The organism is Aquimarina sp. AD1, assembly GCF_003443695.1.
GTDB classification, from domain to species: Bacteria; Bacteroidota; Bacteroidia; order Flavobacteriales; family Flavobacteriaceae; genus Aquimarina; species Aquimarina latercula.
In genome coordinates this window covers 428,333-448,896 of the sequence record NZ_CP031966.1, presented here as the reverse complement: position 1 = coordinate 448,896, position 20,564 = coordinate 428,333, and the positions used below count along the sequence as shown (strand labels likewise).

The following is a 20,564-nucleotide window of genomic DNA, read 5'->3' as shown; positions in this document are numbered from 1 at the left end:
AGCCACCATAAAAAAGACATTCTGATGATAACGAAAATTCCATTTATAATAATCACTATCTCGTTTACAATTCTATCCTGTAAAGGAATCGAAAAAGAAAAAACCAAAGAAACTGTATTATTCGAAAAGACAATGCAACACCAAGATTATATCTTCTCTACCTTGGTTTCTAAAAATGGGAAAATTGTTTTTGAAGAATATTATAATGGAAAAACTAAAGATAGCCTTTGCGATGTGCAGTCTTTAACTAAAGGAATTATGAGCATTCTCATTGGAATAGCAATTGACAAGGAGTACATAAAGAATATCAATGAACCTATAGAAAAGTATTTTCCAGAAGAATTTAAAAATTTGACGGATAATAAAAAGAATACTATTACAATTGAACACCTTTTAAATCAGACTTCGGGGCTTTCATGGAAAGGATATTTAGAACACCAAGAATGGTTAACTAATGAAAATCCTATTTCTTTTGTCTTGAAAAAGAATTTAGAAAACAATCCTGGAGAAAAATATAACTATAACTCTGGAGCTACTCATTTATTATCTGTTATCATAAGTAGAGCATATGGAAATTCGACATTAGATTTTGCCGATCAATTTTTATTTAGCCACTTAAACATTTATGATACAAATTGGCAAAAAAGAAATAAAGGATACTATGACGGAAGTGGACTTGGTCTCAAAATGAAACCAATCGATTTGATGAAAATAGCTCAATTGTTAGAAAAAAATGGAAACTGGAAAGGAAAACAATTAGTTTCTAAGGAATGGATTCAAAAACTATTCGATAAAAATGAAAAATCTTCAACTAAATGGGGTTTGAGAAATTCTAAACATGGATTTTGCTGGTATCAATCTGAATTTAAAGGTAATAAAATTGATTATGGAATGGGTTATGGTGGACAATTTATAATTATGATTCCTAGTAAAAAAATAATTATTGTTACAACTCACAACCATGATACACCAAACGGAATTGAACAACAGATTAAATTCTTAAATGGAAAATTACCAATACTGATAGAAAAATACGATAGTTAACACACTGCTTAACAAGTATTCAATCAAAAAAATATAATCATTTACAGAAATTTATGAATTATTTATATTTTGTTTTTAAGAATAAAAAGCAAAATATAAATAATTCGGCTCAGTGTTAATCCGAAAATTTAGTACCCTTTTGAAAGCTACATTCCATACTCTAACCATTAATTGCAACAAAACAATGATATGATGAAAAGATACTTTGTCGTAGTCCTAACTTTAGTTTTCTTTCTTGATTTATCAGGACAGGAAACCAAATATAAACCTGTTAAATACCCTGTAACTTATGAAGCTAAAATTGACTTAATTTATACTAAAATAGATGATTGGGAAGGGCGCATGGATATTTATTTTAATCCCGTTTCTCAAAAACCTACTCCAATTGTGATTAACATCCATGGAGGAGGTTGGAATCATGGTGTTAAAGAATCTAAAACTGGCTTTTCTAGTTTTTTTAAAGAAGGGTTTGCTGTTGCAAATGTAGAATATCGTTTAGTTAATATTTCAAAGGCTCCAGGAGCAATTGAAGACATACGATGTGCTCTACTCTATTTGCATAAACACGCTAAAGAATTAAATATTGATCCTCACAAAATTGTTATCATGGGTGGTTCTGCCGGAGGACATTTAGCTCTCATGGCGGGTTTGTTGAATAATAATAGAAAGTTTGATAGAAACTGTATATACGATGGTAATATTAAAATAGCTGCCATTATTGATAAATATGGACCGACCGACCTAACTCTACTGAAAAATAAAGGTTCTGTGAAAAAATGGTTGGGTGATGGTTCTAAAAATAGAAAGTTTATTGAATCTGTTTCGCCATTGTATTATGTAGATAAAAACAGCCCTCCTGTATTGATAGTACATGGCACTAAAGACCCAATTATTCCTTATGAACAGTCATCTCTTCTTTATGAAAAATTAAAGGCACATAATGTTAAAACAGAATTCATATCAATTGAAGAAGGAGTCCACGGTAAATTTTCAAAAGAGCAGCGCTTAATGTTAAATAAAAAAACGTGGTCGTTTTTAGAAGAACTTGAATTAAAAAAGAATCAATAAAATTCATAAGAGACATTAAAACCACACTCGAACAAAATAACCTGGAACGGCAACTTATATAATTAATTACTTTGAATAGTATTTATTTAGGAAATTTCGCAGAACTATTTTATAGCTTACAAATGTTTACTAAATTAGTTGTTTACAGGGTCACTAACTATATGTGACACGATTCGAATAATTTAGAAAGTGGCTAAAAAAGAACTCCTAATTCAAACAAAATCTAGGAATAAGAACTTAGGAAAAAAAATCAAAAACGAGCTTGAATTGAACTATAACCAATCACATACACTAATACTTAATAATGTAGCGAGGTTTATTGATTTAACCGAGTTAGAAAAGCAAAAATATCTTTCGTTACTTACAGAAATAAAAGTTAAAAAGAAGACATTTTTAATGCAAGCAGGTGATATTACTAAACATGAGTACTTTATCACCAAAGGGTGCTTAAAAGTTTACACCTTAGATGAAGATGGTGCTCCACATATATCCATGTTTGCTGTAGAGGACTATTGGACTGGAGATATGGCTAGTTTTATGACTAATGAACCTACCTCCTATTTTATAAAGACAACTGAAGATTCTGAATTATTAGCCATCTCTAGAGCTAATTATGATTTACTATTTAAAGAAATACCAAAATTTGAAAGGTTTTATCGTATTCTTTATCAAAGATCGCTTATAAGTTACATAAGACGTTCTAATCATGGTATATCCTTAACTGCAGAAGAAAGATACATCGAGTTCAAAAAGAAATATCCAAAAATTGTCAATAGAATTACTCAAAAAGACTTAGCCGGTTATATCGGCATTACACCAGAATTTATGAGTAAAATTATTACAAAAGTCAATAGAATGTAAAAATCTTAAACTAGTTCATTTTTTTTCATGTATTCCTATCGGAATTTTGAAGCATGAAAAAAATAATTCTCATTACCTTCATTTTAACCTTTGGATTTGCAAACTACCTGCAAGCACAATTTACGCAAGTAGAACTGTTTTCTGGTTTTGATAAAACAGATTTTATAGTATACGCTAGTTATACAATTAACAAGAGTAAGACCTTTAGTATTAATACACTGGCTTTCTTTCAAAAATTTAGAGATGAAGAAAACCAAGTTTTTGATGAGACAGGTGTACAACCAACGGTATTTTGGAATATTAATGAGAATATCTCCATTGGTCCATCTCTATATTACAATAGTTTTTCTGGGTATTCAGAACGTTTGTCAGCAAAGTTCGCTATAAAAAATTCACGAGTATTATTTGTAATTATCCCTACAGTAGCACATTCTGATCAAAAGGAAGCTAGCTATACCGAGATATTTGCACAGTTTGAGTTTAATACTCCAATAAATAAAAAAGCATCTCTTTGGTTAAACGGTCAGTTTTTAACCGTATGGGATGAGTTTAAAACTCACTCTAGAAGTTTCCAACAATTACGTTCTGGTGTATCATTCAATAGGCATAAACCTATAAAAAAATCATCTTTCGGACTGTATTACCGAACAACTTTATAAACAATTTTAAATAGTAAACCTTATGAAAAACTTGATAAAAAAACTTTTAAAAACGCACCCAAATATTGGGTTTAGCATCGCACGATTAACACTTGGTTTAGTCATATTTCCTCATGGCGCACAAAAATTATTAGGACTCTTCGGGGGTTACGGGTATTCAGCAACTATGGAGGCATTGACTACACAAATGGGTTTACCTAGTATTGTAGCTGTCTCAGTAATCATGATTGAGTTTTTTGGGGCTATTTCGTTAATCATAGGAATCTTTAGTAGGTTTTGGGCAATATCACTTGCGGGAATGTTCCTAGGCATCATTTTTACCGCGCAGTTAGAACACGGCTTTTTTATGAATTGGTTTGGTAATCAAGCGGGTGAAGGTTACGAATATTCTCTTCTAATTATCGGTCTAGCCTTAACAATAATAATACATGGTAGTGGAAAATATTCCATAGATCATCTAATCTCTAAAAAACAATAATTATGAAAAAAATAATCACAATAGCAGGTACTAATAGTCAAAAATCAATCAATAAAAGTTTACTATCCTATACCTCTAATTTATTAGAAAATGTAAAAATCATTTCAATCGACTTAAACGATTATGTTTTACCAATATATGGAGTTGATTTTGAAGCCGAAAATGGAGTACCTACTGCAGTTAAAAGATTAGATGAGCTACTGAATATTGCTGATGGTTTTATTATATCTCTTGCCGAACATAATGGGACTTATGCGGCAGTATTTAAAAACACCATCGATTGGTTATCTCGAGTAGACATGAATATATGGCGAGAAAAACCTATGCTTTTAATGGCGACTTCACCTGGCGATAGAGGTGGTACTACAGTTTTGCAAGCTGCTAAGACATACTTCCCCTATTTAGGAGGTAAAATAATTGCAGATTTTTCATTAGCCAATTTCTATGATAATTTTTCAGAAAACGGAATTTCTGATAATGAATTAAAAGAAGAATTGAGTCGAAAAACCCTTCTTTTTGAACAGAAATTAAATAACTAGTTTCAATAACTAAAAAACTATTGTCGCCATCGCTAACCATCACACAAGTCTATCTTTTAAAAAAATAAAGTGATTATTGCTTTTTACACAATTTTTAAGTTGTTGGTTTTTTAGTATCAATAAGTTCTTTGAAATTATGAAAATTACTTGCTTAGATTAAAAACATAGTCTCGCAACAGATTCACAGTATACAACTAGTTATTAGTTGGCAAAGCGAATTCTTAGGATTTTATTACCTTTAATCCTATGTTTGGACAAGACATTTTAAAAAATTAAAAAGTTGCAATTGTCAGTTCAGTAAGAAAAATGAAATACTTTTCTATAAGTCTATACCTCAAGATAATTAATTGCGCCATAGCAGAGGGCATGTCTAGGGATGATTTTATCGATTTACCTACTTCAATAGATGCAGCAAAGCATTTACAGGTTGTTGCCGCTGAAGAATTTCTAGATTTACACGAGCTACTAGATGATAAACTTGGACCAGGATTTGGGGTTCGGGTAGGCCAGCAAATGATTATTGAGGATTATGGTGTATTAGGACTATCATGGCGTACTTGTTCTAAAGTAGGAGAAATCTTTGAACGTAGTGATCGTTATTTTAAACTCCTCTCAAATACATTTGTATGGAAAATTAAAAAAGAAGGAAACATTTCTCATGTTATACTCAATAGAGAAGCACATCGAAGAGGTATGGAATTGTCTACAGAAGCTAGCTTATCTGCCACAGTAGTTGTACTGCAAGCCATGTCTGAAAAAGATATCTCTCCGATCCAGGTTAGTTTTAAACACAGCCCGCCCCAAGACTTAACCAGTTATAATACTGCTTTTAAATGTCCAATACTTTTTAATCAATCTCGCTATTCCATAAGTTATAAAACGGCTGACTTAAACTTAAGAACTGCAAAGGCAGATGTCAGTATAAATAATTACTTACTAAAACAGGTAGATGAAAACACTAAAGGCATCAAAATACCCGGTAATAAGTTTGTACGCGATGTAGAATCTCTAATTAAAGATGGGCTTCCGACAGGTATCCCTGCGATTCAAAATATCAGTGAACTCCTAGCCATGAGTAACAGAACACTGACCAGAAGGCTTTCTGAGGCAGGTGTTACCTATAGGGATTTAGTGAAAAGAACTCAAGAAAAAATCGCTAAAGACATGCTACATGATAAAAATCAAAGTATTGGTGATATCGCATTCTTAACAGGTTTCTCTGAACAAAGTGCTTTTAATCGTGCTTTTAAAAAATGGACTAATCAAACTCCTTCAGAATTTAGGAAAAATAATTAAAAAATCCTTTTTGGCGTAAAATGTCAAGAGATTGTCTTTAAGTGTCAAAAAACTCTTTTGAACACTTGGCACCTTTGTATCATCAAATTAATAACACCATATAATGATGATAACAACAGTAAAATTAATAATAGGATTTTTTACAGTACTAACTATTAATTCAAAAAACACTTACGAATTGATTAAAGAGAATACGGAATCTATTTCGGTATACACTTTAAATTATGTAGTAAAAGATTCTAAAGCTGAAGCATTTAAAATCTTAGAAAGTAAATGTAATGTTTGTCATTACAAAAAGAATAAAAGACGTGTGTTCACATTAGAAAACATGAATTCTTGGGCTAATGATATCTACAAGCAAGTCTTCATAAAAAAAAGAATGCCTAAGGGCAAAAAAATAAAACTCAACTCTAAGGAATATCAAGAATTATTAACGTGGATAACGTCTACAAAAACATCAATTAATGGAATTTAAACTAAAATTTATCGTGTTAATGCTCGGTTTACTATTTACTGGTCTTACAGCTGGTTTATGTTTTACTTGGTCTAATGCTGTTACACCTGGTATTGGTCGACTAGACAACTTAACCTTCTTAAGGTCTTTTCAATCAATGAATAGAGCAATTATAAATGTCCGTTTTATGGTAGTATTTTTTGGTCCTGTCATATTACTCTTTGTAAATACCTATTTATTTAAAAACAACAATATAAGTTTCTGGTTATTCCTTACGGCTGCAATACTGTTTTTTGTTGGCATCGGCTTAGTAACCATTTTTGGAAACGTTCCATTAAATGAGGTTTTGGATACCTCTAACTTAGAAACTCTTTCAAAAATTGAATTGCACGAGCTTCGAAACAAATTCGAACAACCTTGGAATCGTTGGCATACCATAAGAACAGTATCATCATTTAGTGCTTTTACACTTTTAATCATAGGCATGCTTTACACAAAATAAGACAAGGTATCAGCTTAAAAAAATAATCAATCAAAAAACGAACAATCATGAAACAATTAAGAGCCATAAGCATTGGGGTTATTATCTGGATTATTGGAGTAAGTATTTACACAATTTCCTTCTACATCCCGATTTTAGAGGACCCAGAATTTCAGGCAAATATTTTATTGTCCTTAGGAATTCTACCTGTAGTGTGGTTAGGAGCAAAACTATATTACAGAAAAAAAAGTACTATAAAAGGATATTGGTTAGGGGTGATTTTCTTCTTAACCGCAACGGTTTTAGATATTCTAATTACTGTACCTTTTTTAATAGTTCCTAATGGAGGATCCTATTATAGCTTCTTTGCTGCTGCTGGTTTTTGGCTCATTGGAGTAGAGTTTATAGCAATGAGTACCACGTATTGGTATACTAAAGTTTTTAGTAAAACAAATACTGCAAATTGCTTATAAAAGTAAAATCAAAAAAATTAAATAATTAAAACACAATTAATATCAATTTAAAAACGAATAGAAATGAAATCAGAAAACATTTTAGTTATCGGAGGAAACGGTAAAACCGGTCGCCGAGTTGCAGAAAATTTAACAGAATTAGGCCATAATGTACGCGTTGTTGGACGAAAAACAACCCCAATGTTTGATTGGGAAAACACAGATACCTATGACGCGGCCTTAAAAAATATGGATAGAGCCTATATTGTGTATTATCCGGATTTGGCAGTACCAGGTTCAAGAGACGCTATCAGTACACTTACTAAAAAAGCTCTACAAGCTGGCTTAGAAAAAGTGGTGTTACTTTCTGGAAAAGGTGAGACAGAAGCCGAAGCTTGTGAGGATATCGTAGCAAACTCTGGTTTAAACTACACTTTGGTTAGAGCATCGTGGTTCAATCAAAATTTTAGTGAAGGTGCTTTCTTAGAATTTGTACTCAATGGTACTGTTGCATTACCAATGCCAGATGCAGAAATCCCATTTGTCGATGTCAATGATATAGCGGATGTAGTTTCTAAAGTCATCGTAGATGATAGTTATAATGGACAAACCATAACTGTAACAGGTCCTCAAAAAAGAACTTTTAAGGAGGTGGTTGAAATTATGGCTGAAGCTAGTAACAAGCATATTCAGTTTGTACCAATTTCTATTGATGAGTTTAAGGAAGGTATGAAACAAGCAGGATTACCTGATTCGTATGTATGGCTCTTCGGTTATTTATTCCAAGAAGTATTAGGAAATCCAGAGAACCAAGAAGTATCTGACGATGTCGCCAAAGTATTGGGTAGACCAGCTATAGATTTTGAAACCTTTGCTAAAGAAACTGCTGCAACTGGTATTTGGAATCAAAGCGTCACGCAAACATTGTAATAAAAAACAATCATACAATAGGGCCTTTAAGTCAATTAACAATTAAATTATTGGCCCTGTTGTTAATTGTAGATGAACAGTAATTATCAATTGAATATAGAGTAGAAATAATAAAACACATAACATGAAAAAGAAAGATAAAAAATTAGGTCTTGTTTTTGGAGCAGGGATTGGACTTTCTGTAGGAATCTTAACCGGTAATATTGCTATTGGATTAACGCTTGGAGCTGGTGTAGGTTTAATTTTTGGAACCGTTATTAAAAATCACAATGAAAAGATTTATTAAATACACCTCGCTATCGGCTGCCCTAATTGTTTTATGGACAGTAATGATTTTTTTAGGTACCGACCAAGGTTGGTGGCATACACCATTCACTGAACAAAAAGAGTCTACAAAGTTTATAGCATCAGTGCACAAAGAACTTAAAAAAGAATTTGTAGGCAATATGGCTATGGCTATATTTAAAGATGGAGCGCCAGTAACGGAATCTTTCCATTCAAAGAATACTTCAGTTAACCGAAATACAGTGTTTCAAGTAGCTTCTCTTTCAAAATTTGTCTCGACTATTGGGGTTATGCGATTAGTTCAAGAAGGGAAATTAGATTTGGATGTTCCCGTATCTAACTACCTTAAACGTTGGGAATTACCACCTAGTTCGTTTGACAACAATAAAGTTACGGTTAGAAGACTACTTAGTCATACTGCAGGATTGACCGATGGACTTGGATACTCTGGTTTCGAAAATTTAAAAGATGTGCAGTCTTTAGAATCTTCACTTACCAAAGCAAAGGACGCTGACCAAGGTAGAAATGGTAGCACGCAAGTAGGCATCTTACCAGGAAGCGAATGGCGATACTCTGGAGGAGGATTTACATTGCTTCAACTCATTGTAGAGGAAGTGAGTAGACAATCTTTTGATCAGTATATGAGAATAGAAATTTTTGAACCCTTAGGAATGCAATCGTCTTTCTATCAATGGGATGAAAAGTTTCGTAACAAACTCTGTGATTTTTACAACGCAGATGGTTCCAAAGCGCCTCATTTTTATTACACCTCTCTGGCTGCAACATCATTATATACAACATTAACCGATTTAGAAAAGCTTTTCGCTCTTTTTAATATAGAAAAAAGCACTCTAAAACCATTACAGCCAAAATATCAAAGGATGATGTGGCAAGCTGAAGCAAATAAACTTGGTGCTCCTATATATGGTCTTGGCACCTTCCTTTTCGCAGAAATTGATAATGGACAATTTATAATAGGACATGATGGTCAAAGCAATCCACCTATTAATACAGCCTTTCGATATAATCCAACAAATGGAGATGGTATTATCATTTTGACAACTGGAAACTCCGATTTTGCTACCCGAATTGCAAGTGATTGGGTATTTCTAAACACTGGAAAAGTAGATACTTTACTATTTGCGATGCAACAAAATAAGATGGTCAGTAATGTAATAATAGGTAGTGTAGTAATCATACTGCTAATTATAACTATTTCCCTTTCGCGAAAGTACTATAAAAGAAAAGTAACCCATAAACATAAAATTATATCTACGTCAAACGCAATATGACGTTTGCAGAAAGAAAACCTATAGAAAAAAAATAATGCACACTCTAATGCATTTGCTGATTTTACTAATGATTATTTTAAATCTAGTAAAACACTTAATATTAAAGAATTAAAATTAAAAAAAGCTTGGAATGTTTCTGATAACTGAATAAATTTTAAATGGAATTTTTAAATTAGCTAGATGAAACATTTCAAAACACTATCATCCTTCTTAAATTATATTGAACTCCCTCCTCCAGAGCATCCTATGCTCAGTGTTTTCTCTACTAAAGGTGAAGGTTTTTTACCTTGTCCGAAAGAAAGTTCGCCTCCTATTACAAATGATTGCTATTCCATTAGTTTGAAGAAAATCGTAAAAGGTGATTTAAATTATGGAAGAACAAATTATGATTTTACAAATGGTGTTTTGTTTTTTATTGCTCCAAGACAAGTTTTACAATGGGATAATAGTGTATTCTATGAACAAAAAGGTTTTTCTCTAAATTTTCATGAAGACTTTCTGAAAGGAACAGAATTGGCGAAGCAAATTAAGAAATATAGCTTCTTTTCGTATTCTGTAAATGAAGCGTTACACCTTTCGCCAAAAGAAGAAAAACAAGTAGAATCCATTGTAGAAAATATTAATATTGAATACCAGAATAATCAGGATGAATTTAGTAAAGAAATTATCATTTCTCAATTAAGTACACTTTTAAAATACGCCAAACGCTTTTATGAAAGACAATTTTTAAATCGCAAAGAGTTATCAAATAATCTACTAGAGCAATTTAATCAACAATTATCAAAGTATTTTGATTCGGGGCAATTGCAAGAAAAAGGTATTCCAAGCATAGAACAAATTGCAGATCAACTATCCGTTTCGCAACGTTACCTGAGTGATACGCTCAAAAAAGAATCAGGAAAAACTTCTACTGAACATTTGCAGTTGTATTTAATTGATGAAGCCAAGAATGTGTTACTAAATCCCAACAAAACAATTTCTGAAGTTGCCTATGAATTAGGTTTTGAATACCCTCCTTATTTTTCAAGATTATTTAAAAAGAAAGAAGGTATCAGTCCTAAAGAGTATAGAAAAAAATACAAAATGAATTAAAAAATGAAACATGCTTTATTTGTAATATTAACTCTTACAACTCTGATTTCTTGCAAATTAAATCAGAAAAAAAAAGAACAACAAGAACCAAATGGACAACGACCATCTTCTGCGCAATTAATTGATGAATTAGACAGTAACAAAGATGGAAAATTATCCAAAGTGGAAGTCAAAGGACCAATTGAAGATGATTTTAATAATATCGACAGTAATAATGATGGCTTTTTAACTTTAGAAGAGTTAAATAAACAAGAGAATAAGCCATCAAAAATAGCAAATACAAATAAGGATTTGTCTAATGAAATTGATTCCTCTATGAAGGTAATTCCTGTAAATACAGATTACTTCATTTCAGAAAATATAATTGACAGTATTAAAAAGGAAATGGTTGAATTAAATGGCATTAAGACACTATGCTACGTCATTAAAACAAATTCTCAAGCAACTGAACATGAAATGGGTCCTTGGTGCCCTCGACATATTGAAGATGGGATGGAGAAAGCAGGAATTTGGTTTAAGGATGATAAAGTTTATGATGTTTCGGGACACTTTATTTCCAAATTGAACGAATTTTATAGTGATGACAAATGGAAATTATATAGAGAAGATGGAACTATTAAAGTTACCGACACCGAAGAAGGTTGCTTGGCGGCGGCAAAACCACAAGTAGAGGAAAAATATCATAACTATTGTGTAGAATGTTTGCCAGAATATTTTAAAGATCAAATAACAACCTTTGTGATTCCGGTAACACCAAAATATATAAAAACTACTCAAAATTTTGGAAGAGGTGGAATAGGCATTGCTTTCAATGGAGTTAAATATGACCCACCTGCTCCAACACATGCAATATTAGCGGCACATACCATTGCTCCTTTGGACGACCACGGAGGTCACGTAAATCCACATGGAGGTTATCATTATCACGCAGTCACTGGCTCTACTAAAGAAATTACCCAAACTAATTCGCACTCCTCTATGATTGGGTATGCAATTGATGGTTTTGGAATTTATGGTTTGATAGATAAAAAAGGTAATAAATCCGAAAATTTAGACGAATGCGGTGGCCATTTTGATGATGAACGAGGATATCATTATCATGCGGGCGAACCAGGAGGAAACCAAATTATAAAATGTTTACACGGATTACCTGGCTATACGCAAACAAAAGAATAAAAAATATGAAACGAAGACTTTACATATGTGCATTAGATAAGGTACCGTAACCAAATCGTTAGCTGCAATGTCTAATATCTGGAATTAATAAAAAAGGTAATGAACGAACTTTATACCAATTTAGCCGAAGTTTATGAAGCAATGTACTCCTCTTTTATTGATTACAAGAGTGAATTCGAATTTTATGCAAGTATTCTTAAAAAAAACGATAAAAAGCAAGTACTAGAATTAGGAAGTGGAATCGGGCATTTGGGTAATTTCTTTCAAAAAAATGAATTTGAATATTCTGGTATTGATTTAAGTGAAGGAATGGTCAAAATTGCCAAAAGAAAATATCCCAAGTGCAAATTCTCAAAGGAAGATATACGTTCTTTTAAGTTGGATAAGCAAGTAGGAAGTATGCTAATGGTAGGCAGAACTATCAGCTATCTATTGACTAATAAAGATGTTTTATCCACTTTTCACAATGCATACAATAATCTTAAAGAAAAAGGAATATTTAGTTTTGACTTTATTGATGCTGAAAAATTCATACCCTCAATTCGGCATAGGAAAGAAGTCTTTCATAATGCAATTTATGAGAACGAGGAATATCTAAGAAAAAGTATATGGAATATAGACTTAGATAAAGGAATGACCTTTAACTGGGAATCTCACTATTTCAAGAAATCGAAAGATGGCTTAAAAGAAATCGGAATAGATAAATCAGTGATTAGAACTTTTACTAGAGAGGAAATTAGAATATTTCTAGAGCTTAATGATTTTAAAATAAAAGAAATCATATCGAAAGAATCTTACGCATTTCCAACATATGTAATCGTAGCAGAAAAGTGATGTATTATGCACATAAAATAATTTCTTTTAAATCTTTTAATTTTATATTATTTTCTTCAAAATCAATTACGGAATTACGTTTTGTTTAGATTTAATTTAATTTTATTCTAACAATATATTTTTTTCAATTTTAATTCGTTTATACGTTAAATTAAAAAGCTGCATTTGCTGTTTTAACCTTAAACCAACTAAAATAACCTCAATGAAAAAGATCACACTTCTCTTGGCAATTATTACATTATCTGTAATAAAATTAAATGCTCAACTTACTCTTCCATATACTTTTGAAAATAACTCAAGATATGCAGATGAAGATATTTATATTGGATTAGTTGGTAAGATGGAACCTACTGGTGATGTTTGGATGAATATAACTAATAGTTCTTTAGTAGCTATGTCTGCTGATGATAATACTGTAGATGGACCGGAATGGAGCGAACCTGCAGGATGGAAATACCCAGATATTTTTACCAAATTAAGTGAGATTACAGATAAAAAAATTCTAATCCCTCACGGCTTATATGCTTGTAGAATTTTTATTTCCTTTGAATCGCCTATGTATTTACGTTTTCATGAAACAGGTGGTTACGCGGGTGCTAATTTAAATTCAGAATCAGACCCTAATGATGGGATTCGTTGGGAATTGGTTGAATTAACTTGGGGAGATGCTGGTTTATGGACCAATACTAGTCGTGTTGATGCGTATCAATACCCAATGGGATTAGAAGTACATGGGTTTTCTGGCGGTGTTACAGGAGAAACTTACGAAGACTCCTATAACGACGCTGTTAACGGAAATGGAACTCCTCAATTTAAAAAAATTGGCGAATTATTATCCCATGATGAAATTTTAGCCGCTTGGGATGAAAATGTGAGTACTGATTATTTGGTTGCCAAAACAATAAAAACGCATTCTTATGATGGAGAACCTATAATAGAACAACCATCTAAAGTAGATGAATTCCCAAAAGATGTTTTAGACGCATATATTGATGATATTTGGGAGACTTATAGTATTCATGACTTACATATTAATATTGGAGACCGAGGAACATGGGTAGGTAGGATTAATAATGATAATCAATTTATTTTTACCGATCCGGCTGATGGAACTATTGCCACTATTTATGACAAACCTACAACGGTAAATGCAATAGAAGGTTCTGGCTATTTAGCTTATACTCCTCATGATGCTAGTGTAAATACTGAAGCGTATAATGAAGATTTAATGATTCAGGCACAAATGGCCGCTGCCATAAGTCGACATGCTATTTATACAAATATCACAGATGAAACTGTTCAATATTCTCATGATGCAACTCGTTTTTTTCAAATAGAACCTTATAACGAATACGTAAGCTTTTTTCATGATGACGTCATTAGTTTTGAATCTCAAACATATGCATTTGCTTATGACGACGTTGGTGATCATTCATCTACAATTCAATCTACATTCCCAACAGAAGTAAAAGTAATTATTGGTGGATATTCTGAAGATAATGTTTTATCTAATGCCGAAACATCAATAAATGATGAGTTAATGATACTATATCCAAATCCTACAAATGGAAACAATATTATTCTATCTGGTATAGAAAATGATGTTATGATAGATATTTATACTATTGAAGGAAAACTCATTAAATCCGAAGAAGCTATAAGCACTAAAAATATCCAAATCGAAACCTCTAATTTAACTAATGGTCTATATCTAGCTGAAATAAATAGTAAAGACAATAAGTATACTAAAACATTCAAGTTTTTAATAAACTAATAAAGTATATAACATCCTGTTTGTAGCAATTCTTAGAATCCTATTTAAAATCATCCACTTGGATATTAAATACCGGTATTAATATTAATATTATTTTAAAATCGTTTTGGTGGGATTTTAAATCTGTATTGACTGAGGAATTGATTTTTCGCGGAGCACTATTATATATTATAATCCAAAAAATTGGCTCTAGAAAAGGTATTTTAATTTCTGCAATTTCATTCGGAATTTATCATTGGTTTTCTTTTGGTATTTTAGGAAATATTGTTGCCATGATTTTAGTGTTCATTGGAACTGGATTGATGGGATACGCTTGGGCTTGGGCCTTTTCTAAAACTAAATCTATCTTATTACCTTTTGGACTTCATTTAGGTTGGAATTTTATTCATAACACCATATTTTCAAGAGGTCCGCTTGGTGAATTAGTACTAATTTCAAAAGGCGGGACTGAATTAACTGATTGGATATCTTTATTAAATTTCGTCAGTGGTCTGGTGATAGTCCCTATATTGATACTAATCTACGTTAGGTATTTTGTAAAACAAGAAACAGAATTTACATCAATTAATTAATAAAAAGTTTTGCTTAGTGCTTAATCTAAAAATCAGTAATTTTAGTTCTGTATTAACTATAACCTAACTCTTAGAGCCCACTTCTAAAACATCAAATGAAAAAACATATATTAATTCTAGCTTGTTTCTATTTTGTATACGGGATTAAAGCACAGGAAAAAATTATGGTGAATGCCATCAATCGCGAATCCACCTCACTTAATGGTTATTGGAAATATATTGTAGATCCATATGAAAATGGGTTTTACAATTATAGATATGAACCATTTGAAAATCAAGAAAATCCAGGAAACGGTGCTTTCTTTACCAATGCCAAACGTAAATCAAAATCAGATTTAGTGGAGTATGATTTTGATAAAATGGATAGCCTTAAAGTTCCTGGCGATTGGAACTCACAAAAGGAAAAGTTATTCTATTATGAAGGTACTTTATGGTATAAAAAATCGTTCGATTATACTAAAAAACAAGAAGATAGTAGAGTATTTGTCTATTTCGGGGCCTCAAATTACGAAACCGACGTTTATCTCAACGGAAAGAAATTAGGTAAACATATTGGTGGATTTACTCCATTTCAGTTTGAAATTTCCAAATTATTAAAACCTAAAGGGAATTATATAGTAGTTAAAGTTGATAACAAAAGAAAAAGAGATGCTGTTCCTACTTTAAATACAGATTGGTGGAATTATGGCGGAATTACACGAGAAGTAAAGCTTATAGAAACTAGTAGTACGTTTATTTCTGACTATCAACTTTATTTAGACGATGAGGATACTAAAATAATAACAGGTCAAATAGAGTTAAATGGCTTTAAAAAAGCAGAACAAGAAATTACAATCAATATTCCGGAATTAGGTATTAATGAAAAATTAAAAACAGATCATACTGGTAAATGTACTATTAAATTAAAGTCCAAAAACATTAGATATTGGTCACCAGAATCTCCAAAATTATATGATGTAACAATTAGTACGCAAGAAGATAAAATATCAGATCAAATTGGTTTTAGAACCATAAAAACAAAAGGGGCAGAAATTCTAATTAATGAGAAAAGCTTATTTCTCAAAGGTATTTCTATTCACGAAGAAAGTCCTATCAACGGTGGTCGATGTAATTCTAAAGAAGACGCAAAAAAATTATTAGAATATGCTCAAAGTTTAGGTTGTAACTATGTCCGATTAGCGCATTATCCTCATAATGAGTATATGGTTCGATTAGCGGATAAAATGGGGATTTTAGTTTGGGAAGAAAACCCTGTTTATTGGACAATTTCTTGGGATAATGAAGAAACGTATCTTAATGCTCAAAATCAGATTTCGGAAGTCATCAGACGAGATAAAAACCGAGCAAGCGTAATCATTTGGTCAATGGCTAATGAAACCCCTAATAGCGATACTAGAAATGAGTTCCTTACCAAACTTGCTAAATTTACCAAAGAACAAGATCCTACTCGTTTGATTAGTGCGGCTTTAGAACAGCACGATTATAACGGTAATCCTAATACAAGAACAATTGACGATCCATTTGCCGAAATTGTCGATGTTTTAAGTTTCAATCAATATATAGGTTGGTATGATGGTGAAATAGAAAAATGTCAGCGAATCAAATGGAAAATTACTCAAGACAAGCCTGTAATAATTTCAGAATTTGGTGCTGGAGCTAAATATGGACTGCATGGCGAAAAAGATGATAGATGGACAGAAGAATATCAAGAATTTCTATATCAAGAAACATTAAAAATGGTTGATGGAATAGAACAATTAAAAGGAATATCACCTTGGGTTTTAGTTGATTTTAAATCTCCCAGAAGAGTTCTACCAGAAATTCAAGATAACTATAATAGAAAAGGGTTAATTTCGGAAAAAGGTGAAAAGAAAAAAGCTTTTTTCGTCCTCAAAGAATATTACGAGACAAAAAAATAAGGTAACCAATGAAAATATCATATGGAAAAGCAAAACTAACGGACTCTTTGAGAATATCAGTTTTATTGAAAACAATTTACATTGAAACCTATGCTGTTGATGGAATAACATTTGAGTTTGCAAATTTTATAACTAAAAGGTTCTCTTTAGAGCTTATAGAAAACATCATAAAAGAAAATCCAAATAGACTTATTATTGCTTATCAAAATGAAAATCCAGTTGGTGTTGCCGAAATAATCTATAATAGCACTTGTCCTATTAGAAAAATAAAAGTTCCCGAGTTAAGCAAATTGTATGTTCTAAAAAGATTTTATGGAAAAGGAATTGGATATGGGTTAATTAACGAGGCAGAAAAAGCAGTTAAAGAACATGGATTTACTGAGTTTAATCTTGAGGTTTATATCAAAAATGATAGAGCAATAGCTTTCTATGAAAGACAAGGTTATACATCAATTGGAAATGTAGATTTCCCTATGGAATCTAACACCTATGAAAATCTAGTAATGAATAAAGTATTCAATTAATAAAGCATAGTTATATTCCTATCACTAAACTTTTTTTTAATAAGTATGAAGAATTAAATCATAAAAGAATACACAAGTAATGATATATTCTTCTACCCGATTTTACTGTTAAAAAATAGTAAAACATTTTTCAATTTGCTACACATTATGTAGCTTTGCTATCAATAATGTAGCAAATTAAACTATGTCACTACCCACACCAGGAAAACCAGTTAGAGGTTCAAAATCAGGAAATCATTTAATGGCACTATTTGACTTACTAGGAAGAAGTTGGTCGATGGGAATTATTTGGAGACTACAAGAAGGATCTTGTACATTCAGGGTACTTCAGGACAGGTGTGAATCTATTTCGCCAACAACATTAAATAGGAGACTGAAAGAATTAACCCAATCATTTTTAATTGAAAGAACAGTTGATGGATATGCGCTTACCGATAAAGGGAAAGAAATTTTCTTACTACTAAAACCTTTAGAATCCTGGGCAAAAGATTGGGCAAAAAACTTTGACACCAATGAATAGAATACAATCCTATAGCAATTATGACTTTGATAGAGCTGCTGAACTACGTGAAGTTGACACAAAATTTCGTGAGGTTTCTTATATCCCAATTTTTAAGAATGACTTTTTTATAATTACATCAGCCTTAAAAGATGAAGTGTTAATGAATATCCCTTTGGAATTAGCCTCTTTAACTAATCAAAAATATTTTCTTGGCGTATCTAATAATAAAAAAATTTGGTGTATTGATTTATCAGAAATTGAGCTTTCGACTATAGCAAATTTTATATCATATTCTAAATTACTATGTGTACGAGATTGTTTCCATCTCATTAATGAAAGAGAAGCTTCGTTACTAGCATATGCTAAAGGAATTACAAACTGGAACAACACGCATCAATTCTGCAATAATTGTGGTTCTACGACAATCAGAGAAGAAAAAGGGCATAGAAGAAAATGCATAAACAATCTTTGTAATTCATTACACTTTCCAAGAATTAATCCAGCTGTAATTGTATTAATAGAATACAAACCAAAAAATGGACCTCCACTATGTCTATTAAATATGCACGAAAAAGAATATGGTTATATGTGTTCTCTATTTTCGGGGTTTTCAGAAATTGGAGAAAGCCTTGAAGACACTGTTAAAAGAGAAATGAAAGAAGAAGTAAATCTAGCGGTCACCAATATAGAATATATCGGTTCTCAACCTTGGTCCTTTCCATCATCATTAATGTTAGGCTTTTCGGCAAAAACAGAAAGCAAAAATTTTACTATCGATAATAAAGAAATAAAAAAAGCACAATGGTTTTCTGCTAATCAAATCAACAAAATGGTGCAAGAAAATAAACTTGTGATTTCTAAAAAAGACTCTATCTCAAATTATATAATACAATTATGGATCGAAAAAAACAGTTAATCTAAATTAAAAAGAAAAATATGAAAAAAGTTAATGTAACAATCGTAGCTACAATAAATCAACAAGGCAAAGAGGCATTATCTCATTACTTAGAAAAAGTAGGAATTCTATATAAAAAAGTAGATGCAAAGCCTGTAAATAAATTTAAGGTCTCTAAACCTCTTATAGGTGATTACACTCCCAGTTTAGTTTCTATAATGGAATTTCCAGATATGAAATCATTACATGATGTATTTGATAGTGATGAATATAAAGAATTATTACCTTACCGTGAAAAAGCTTTTTCCAAACTAGAAGCTTATATTAGTGAGTAAATCTATTCATATTATATCTATCGTTTAGTTAACATTTAATTCCTTAGAATTCAATTATAAAATGAACAAAAAATTTCCGGTTTTAGAATCTAAAAGAGTAATCTTAAGACAGTTTAATGATTCGGACTTAGAAAACGTTTTTAAAGGGCTTTCGCACCCAGATATAATTAAATATTATGGCATTAGTTATAATAGTTTAGAGGCTACAAGAGAACAAATGTCTTGGTTTGCTGATCTGGAAGAAAATGAAACCGGAATTTGGTGGGCTGTCTGTTCAAAGGATGATGGAAGTTTTCTAGGTGCAGGTGGATTAAATAATATGAGTAAAGAAAATAGAAAAGCAGAAATTGGTTTTTGGTTACTGCCACAAAGTTGGGGAAAAGGTTTCATGACCGAAACAATGCCACTTATTGTTAATTACGCATTTGATACTATTGGATTACATAGAATTGAGGGCTTTGTAGAAACCGAAAACATAAATTGCAAAAAAGCTTTGGCAAAACTTAAATTCAATTTAGAAGGTACAATGCAAGACTGCGAAGTTAAAAATGGAGCATTTATTAGTTTAGATATTTATTCTAAAATAGCTAATGAATGAACTATTCTATCTAATAATAGTTGACCTTTTAGACTAGCAAAAAATTGGAAAGTAATAGACTTGAAAAATGGTAAGAAAAAATAATGAAATAACCCTCGATTTTTTAGATCACGTAGCCATTAGAGTAAAAGATTTGAAAATCTCAAGTGAATGGTATCAAAAAGTATTAGGATTAAAAGAATACAAACCACCTGAATGGGGTGAATTTCCCATTTTTCTGCTTTCCGGAAAATCTGGAATTGCATTGTTTCCGGCTGATTTAGATGATTCTAAACTTAATTTAAATTCTAAAAATGTAAAAATTGACCATTTTGCCTTTAATGTTACAAAAGAAAATTTTGAAAAAGCTAAAGAACGATATACAGAATTAAATTTAGACTTCAACATTCAGGATCATCACTATTTTCATTCAATTTATACAAAAGACCCAGATGGACATAAGGTCGAATTGACGACCATTGTTGTCAATGAGAATGAATTCTATTCCAAATTCAAATAAAAAAC

General features: G+C 31.5%; 25 protein-coding genes. All 25 read left to right on the top strand.

Annotated elements, in window-relative coordinates:
* Window positions 1-24: 24 nt before the first annotated feature.
* The 25 genes from D1815_RS02070 (at window position 25) to D1815_RS01955 (ending at window position 20,559) form a co-directional block, all read left to right on the top strand.
* Window positions 25-1,044, top strand: coding sequence for a serine hydrolase (locus D1815_RS02070; RefSeq protein ID WP_162897321.1), 1,020 nt, complete (start codon window positions 25-27; stop codon window positions 1,042-1,044).
* A gap of 192 nt (window positions 1,045-1,236) precedes the next feature.
* Window positions 1,237-2,112 (top strand): alpha/beta hydrolase, encoded by an 876-nt coding sequence (locus tag D1815_RS02065; protein ID WP_118385731.1) that lies wholly within the window; start codon window positions 1,237-1,239, stop codon window positions 2,110-2,112.
* Between the two features lie 189 nt (window positions 2,113-2,301).
* Window positions 2,302-2,973 (top strand): Crp/Fnr family transcriptional regulator, encoded by a 672-nt coding sequence (locus tag D1815_RS02060; protein ID WP_233557552.1) that lies wholly within the window; start codon window positions 2,302-2,304, stop codon window positions 2,971-2,973.
* 53 nt (window positions 2,974-3,026) lie between these two features.
* Window positions 3,027-3,632: a hypothetical protein gene (locus D1815_RS02055; protein WP_118385730.1), complete on the top strand. Its 606-nt coding sequence runs from the start codon at window positions 3,027-3,029 to the stop codon at window positions 3,630-3,632.
* Between the two features lie 22 nt (window positions 3,633-3,654).
* The gene (locus D1815_RS02050; protein ID WP_118385729.1) at window positions 3,655-4,110 is read left to right on the top strand and encodes a DoxX family protein; all 456 of its coding nucleotides are present in this window, start codon (window positions 3,655-3,657) and stop codon (window positions 4,108-4,110) included.
* A gap of 2 nt (window positions 4,111-4,112) precedes the next feature.
* Window positions 4,113-4,649, top strand: coding sequence for an NADPH-dependent FMN reductase (locus tag D1815_RS02045; protein WP_118385728.1), 537 nt, complete (start codon window positions 4,113-4,115; stop codon window positions 4,647-4,649).
* Between the two features lie 366 nt (window positions 4,650-5,015).
* The gene (locus D1815_RS02040) at window positions 5,016-5,945 is read left to right on the top strand and encodes an AraC family transcriptional regulator (protein WP_162897320.1); all 930 of its coding nucleotides are present in this window, start codon (window positions 5,016-5,018) and stop codon (window positions 5,943-5,945) included.
* Window positions 5,946-6,048: 103 nt separating this feature from the next.
* Window positions 6,049-6,420 carry a hypothetical protein gene (locus D1815_RS02035; protein WP_120650282.1) on the top strand — a complete coding sequence of 124 codons (372 nt, stop codon included), beginning with the start codon at window positions 6,049-6,051 and terminating at the stop codon, window positions 6,418-6,420.
* Window positions 6,410-6,901, top strand: coding sequence for a DUF1772 domain-containing protein (locus D1815_RS02030; RefSeq protein ID WP_118385725.1), 492 nt, complete (start codon window positions 6,410-6,412; stop codon window positions 6,899-6,901). Before D1815_RS02035 ends, D1815_RS02030 begins: the two co-directional genes overlap by 11 nt.
* Before the next feature lie 47 nt (window positions 6,902-6,948).
* Complete coding sequence (locus D1815_RS02025) at window positions 6,949-7,353, top strand: DUF5367 family protein (protein ID WP_027391840.1); 405 nt, start codon at window positions 6,949-6,951, stop codon at window positions 7,351-7,353.
* Window positions 7,354-7,416: 63 nt separating this feature from the next.
* On the top strand, window positions 7,417-8,262 hold the full coding sequence (locus D1815_RS02020; protein ID WP_118385724.1) for an NmrA family NAD(P)-binding protein: 846 nt from the start codon (window positions 7,417-7,419) through the stop codon (window positions 8,260-8,262).
* A 124-nt stretch (window positions 8,263-8,386) separates the two neighbouring features.
* Window positions 8,387-8,548 carry a glycine zipper domain-containing protein gene (locus tag D1815_RS23515; RefSeq protein ID WP_162897319.1) on the top strand — a complete coding sequence of 54 codons (162 nt, stop codon included), beginning with the start codon at window positions 8,387-8,389 and terminating at the stop codon, window positions 8,546-8,548.
* Window positions 8,532-9,839: a serine hydrolase gene (locus tag D1815_RS02015; RefSeq protein ID WP_118385723.1), complete on the top strand. Its 1,308-nt coding sequence runs from the start codon at window positions 8,532-8,534 to the stop codon at window positions 9,837-9,839. Before D1815_RS23515 ends, D1815_RS02015 begins: the two co-directional genes overlap by 17 nt.
* A gap of 180 nt (window positions 9,840-10,019) precedes the next feature.
* Window positions 10,020-10,931, top strand: a complete 912-nt coding sequence (locus tag D1815_RS02010) for an AraC family transcriptional regulator (RefSeq protein WP_118385722.1) — start codon at window positions 10,020-10,022, stop codon at window positions 10,929-10,931.
* Between the two features lie 3 nt (window positions 10,932-10,934).
* A complete protein-coding gene (locus D1815_RS23880) occupies window positions 10,935-12,107 on the top strand; it encodes a YHYH protein (RefSeq protein ID WP_118385721.1) in 1,173 nt (390 codons plus the stop codon).
* A gap of 99 nt (window positions 12,108-12,206) precedes the next feature.
* Window positions 12,207-12,941, top strand: a complete 735-nt coding sequence (locus tag D1815_RS02000) for a class I SAM-dependent methyltransferase (RefSeq protein ID WP_118385720.1) — start codon at window positions 12,207-12,209, stop codon at window positions 12,939-12,941.
* Window positions 12,942-13,143: 202 nt separating this feature from the next.
* A complete protein-coding gene (locus tag D1815_RS01995) occupies window positions 13,144-14,715 on the top strand; it encodes a beta-1,3-glucanase family protein (protein WP_118385719.1) in 1,572 nt (523 codons plus the stop codon).
* Between the two features lie 128 nt (window positions 14,716-14,843).
* On the top strand, window positions 14,844-15,287 hold the full coding sequence (locus D1815_RS01990; RefSeq protein WP_199726734.1) for a CPBP family intramembrane glutamic endopeptidase: 444 nt from the start codon (window positions 14,844-14,846) through the stop codon (window positions 15,285-15,287).
* A 95-nt stretch (window positions 15,288-15,382) separates the two neighbouring features.
* A complete protein-coding gene (locus D1815_RS01985; protein WP_118385718.1) occupies window positions 15,383-17,206 on the top strand; it encodes a glycoside hydrolase family 2 protein in 1,824 nt (607 codons plus the stop codon).
* Between the two features lie 8 nt (window positions 17,207-17,214).
* The gene (locus D1815_RS01980) at window positions 17,215-17,730 is read left to right on the top strand and encodes a GNAT family N-acetyltransferase (protein WP_027391850.1); all 516 of its coding nucleotides are present in this window, start codon (window positions 17,215-17,217) and stop codon (window positions 17,728-17,730) included.
* 184 nt (window positions 17,731-17,914) lie between these two features.
* Window positions 17,915-18,250, top strand: coding sequence for a helix-turn-helix domain-containing protein (locus D1815_RS01975; RefSeq protein ID WP_027391851.1), 336 nt, complete (start codon window positions 17,915-17,917; stop codon window positions 18,248-18,250).
* The gene (gene nudC, locus D1815_RS01970; RefSeq protein WP_118385717.1) at window positions 18,243-19,148 is read left to right on the top strand and encodes an NAD(+) diphosphatase; all 906 of its coding nucleotides are present in this window, start codon (window positions 18,243-18,245) and stop codon (window positions 19,146-19,148) included. The genes D1815_RS01975 and nudC overlap by 8 nt, the downstream gene beginning before the upstream one ends.
* Window positions 19,149-19,168: 20 nt before the next feature.
* Window positions 19,169-19,462 (top strand): DUF1330 domain-containing protein, encoded by a 294-nt coding sequence (locus tag D1815_RS01965; protein WP_118385716.1) that lies wholly within the window; start codon window positions 19,169-19,171, stop codon window positions 19,460-19,462.
* A gap of 61 nt (window positions 19,463-19,523) precedes the next feature.
* The gene (locus D1815_RS01960; protein WP_027391853.1) at window positions 19,524-20,060 is read left to right on the top strand and encodes a GNAT family N-acetyltransferase; all 537 of its coding nucleotides are present in this window, start codon (window positions 19,524-19,526) and stop codon (window positions 20,058-20,060) included.
* 67 nt (window positions 20,061-20,127) lie between these two features.
* Window positions 20,128-20,559, top strand: coding sequence for a VOC family protein (locus tag D1815_RS01955; RefSeq protein WP_027391854.1), 432 nt, complete (start codon window positions 20,128-20,130; stop codon window positions 20,557-20,559).
* The last annotated feature ends 5 nt before the right edge of the window (window positions 20,560-20,564 follow it).